Genomic DNA, 2403 nt, shown 5'->3' with positions numbered 1-2403 from the left:
GCCGGCAGCTCGCAACGAGGCCCAGGCTGCACGCAAGGACCCCAAGTTCGATGCTGCGCAGACCGACGCCCTCGGCGCTTTCATCCAGGCCAACGGCGGCGGCCCGACGCTCATCCGCGACGAGAACGGCGAAATCGCCCAGTCCTCGCTGCGCGGTGGCGACGTCGGACGCGGCAGTGAGCTCTTCCGGCTCAACTGCGCGTCGTGCCACAACTTCACCGGCCGCGGTGGCGCACTGTCCTCGGGCAAGTACGCCCCGGTCCTGGATCCGGCCAGCGAGCAGCAGATCTACGCTGCCATGGTTACCGGTCCCCAGAACATGCCGAAGTTCTCGGATCGTCAGCTGACGATCGAGGAGAAGAAGGACATCATCGCCTACGTCAAGTCGTCGGGCGAGTCGAAGGACCCCGGTGGGTACGGGCTCGGTGGCCTCGGTCCGGCCTCTGAGGGTCTCGCCATGTGGGCCGTCGGAATCATCGCTGTCGTCGGTGCAGCATTGTGGATCGGAGCAAGGTCATGAGCGACGCTGGCCAGCATGGCGGCGATACGCCTAAGAAGTACACAGATGAAGAGCTCGACGCGATGTCACGCGACGACCTGGTCAAGCTGGGTACCAATCTCGATGGCGTCGATGTCGTCTACCGCCGTGATCGTTGGTCGGTAAAGGGCACCAGGGCGGAAAAGCGCGCCGAGCGCAACGTCGCCTTCTGGTTCGGCCTCGCCGGCGTTTCGGCGATCGCGTTCATCGCGATCTACCTGTTCTGGCCCTGGGAGTACGCAGGCGCCGGTGACGAGAACTACGGCAAGTACAGCCTGTACACCCCGCTGATCGGCTTGACCATGGGTCTGGCGATCCTCGGCGTCGGCATCGGTGCCGTTCAGTTCACGAAGAAGTTCATCCCCGAAGAGGTCTCGATCCAGGACCGCCACGACGGTGGTTCCACCGAGGTCGATCGTCGCACGATCGTCGCCGAGCTCGGCGACACCCTCGAGACGTCCACCCTCCCCCGCCGCAAGGCCATCAAGCGCAGCTTGATGTTCGGCGGCGGCGCACTCGGCGTCATGATGGTCATGCCCCTCGGCGGACTCATCAAGAACCCGTGGGCCAAGGGCGACGACTCACCTCTGTGGGTGTCCGGCTGGACCCCGAACTACCCGGGCGAGACCATCTACCTGCGTCGTGACACCGGCCGTCCCGAGGACATCGTCCTCGTTCGCCCGGAAGATCTCGATGCCGGTTCGATGGAAACGGTCTTCCCGTTCCGCGAGTCCGACCGTGGCGACGAGCACGCTCTGCTCGCAGCACTGCGCGGCATTCGTAACTCGGTGATGCTCATCCGCCTCCGCACGGAAGACACCGCGCGTGTCACCAAGCGTAAGGGCCAGGAAAGCTTCAACTACGGCGATTACTTCGCCTACTCGAAGATCTGCACCCACCTGGGTTGCCCCACCTCGCTCTACGAACAGCAGAGCAACCGTATTCTGTGCCCCTGCCACCAGTCGCAGTTCGACGCACTGACCTACGGCAAGCCGATCTTCGGTCCCGCTGCTCGCGCACTTCCGCAGTTGCCTATTACAGTGAACGAAGAGGGCTTCCTGGTCGCCGACGGTGACTTCATCGAAGCACTCGGCCCGGCATTTTGGGAGCGTCGACCGTGACCACAACAACAACCAAACCGTCCAAGATCAGCGCGGCAGCGGCTGGACAAGCGGAGGCTATGGACTCCCGCTACCACCTCGCCGCAGGCATGCGCCGGCAGATCAACAAGGTCTTCCCGACGCACTGGTCCTTCATGCTCGGCGAGATCGCGCTCTACAGCTTCGTGATCCTGCTGATCTCCGGTGTGTTCCTGACGCTGTTCTTCGATCCGTCGATGGCACACGTCGTCTACCAGGGCGCATACCAGCCGCTTCGCGGTGTCACGATGTCTCGCGCCTACGAGACGACCCTGAACATCTCCTTCGAGGTGCGCGGCGGTCTCTTCGTTCGCCAGATTCACCACTGGGCTGCACTGATGTTCGCGGCGTCGATCATCGTTCACCTCGCTCGCATCTTCTTCACCGGCGCCTTCCGTCGCCCACGTGAAGCGAACTGGGTCATCGGCTGCCTGCTGCTCATCCTGGCGATGTTCGAAGGCTTCTTCGGTTACACCATCCCCGACGACCTGCTCTCGGGCACCGGCCTCCGCGCCGCCTTCGGTGGTATCACGATGAGTATCCCGATCGTCGGTACCTGGATGCACTGGCTGATCTTCGACGGCGACTTCCCCGGCGACCTCATCATCCCGCGTCTCTACGTCGCTCACGTGCTGCTGTTCCCGGGCATCATCCTGGCTCTGATCGCCGGCCACCTCGCGTTGGTCTGGTACCAGAAGCACACGCAGTTCCCCGGCCCCGGCCGTA

General features: G+C 63.6%; 3 protein-coding genes. All 3 read left to right on the top strand.

Translation table 11 applies throughout. The features are described 5' to 3' along the window. Positions 1-520, top strand: a 520-nt coding sequence (gene qcrC / locus A2J01_RS18190) for a cytochrome bc1 complex diheme cytochrome c subunit (protein ID WP_082900898.1), incomplete at its 5' end; no start/stop codon positions are given. Next, positions 517-1659 (top strand): cytochrome bc1 complex Rieske iron-sulfur subunit, encoded by a 1143-nt coding sequence (qcrA, locus tag A2J01_RS18185; RefSeq protein ID WP_007730058.1) that lies wholly within the window; start codon positions 517-519, stop codon positions 1657-1659. The genes qcrC and qcrA, both read left to right, overlap by 4 nt. A 59-nt stretch (positions 1660-1718) precedes the next feature. Further along, a partial coding sequence (locus tag A2J01_RS18180; protein WP_231915820.1) for a cytochrome b occupies positions 1719-2403 on the top strand: 685 nt, incomplete at its 3' end.

The sequence above is a fragment of the Rhodococcus sp. EPR-134 genome (genome assembly GCF_001647205.1).
Lineage (GTDB): Bacteria > Actinomycetota > Actinomycetes > Mycobacteriales > Mycobacteriaceae > Rhodococcus_F > Rhodococcus_F qingshengii.
The sequence above is the reverse complement of the archived record's forward strand: the minus strand, read 5'-3'. Positions and strand labels throughout refer to the sequence as shown.

Excerpts from the sequence above, each read along its gene's own strand:
- qcrA (WP_007730058.1), top strand. The coding sequence starts at position 517 with ATGAGCGACGCTGGCCAGCATGGCGGCGATACGCCTAAGAAGTACACA.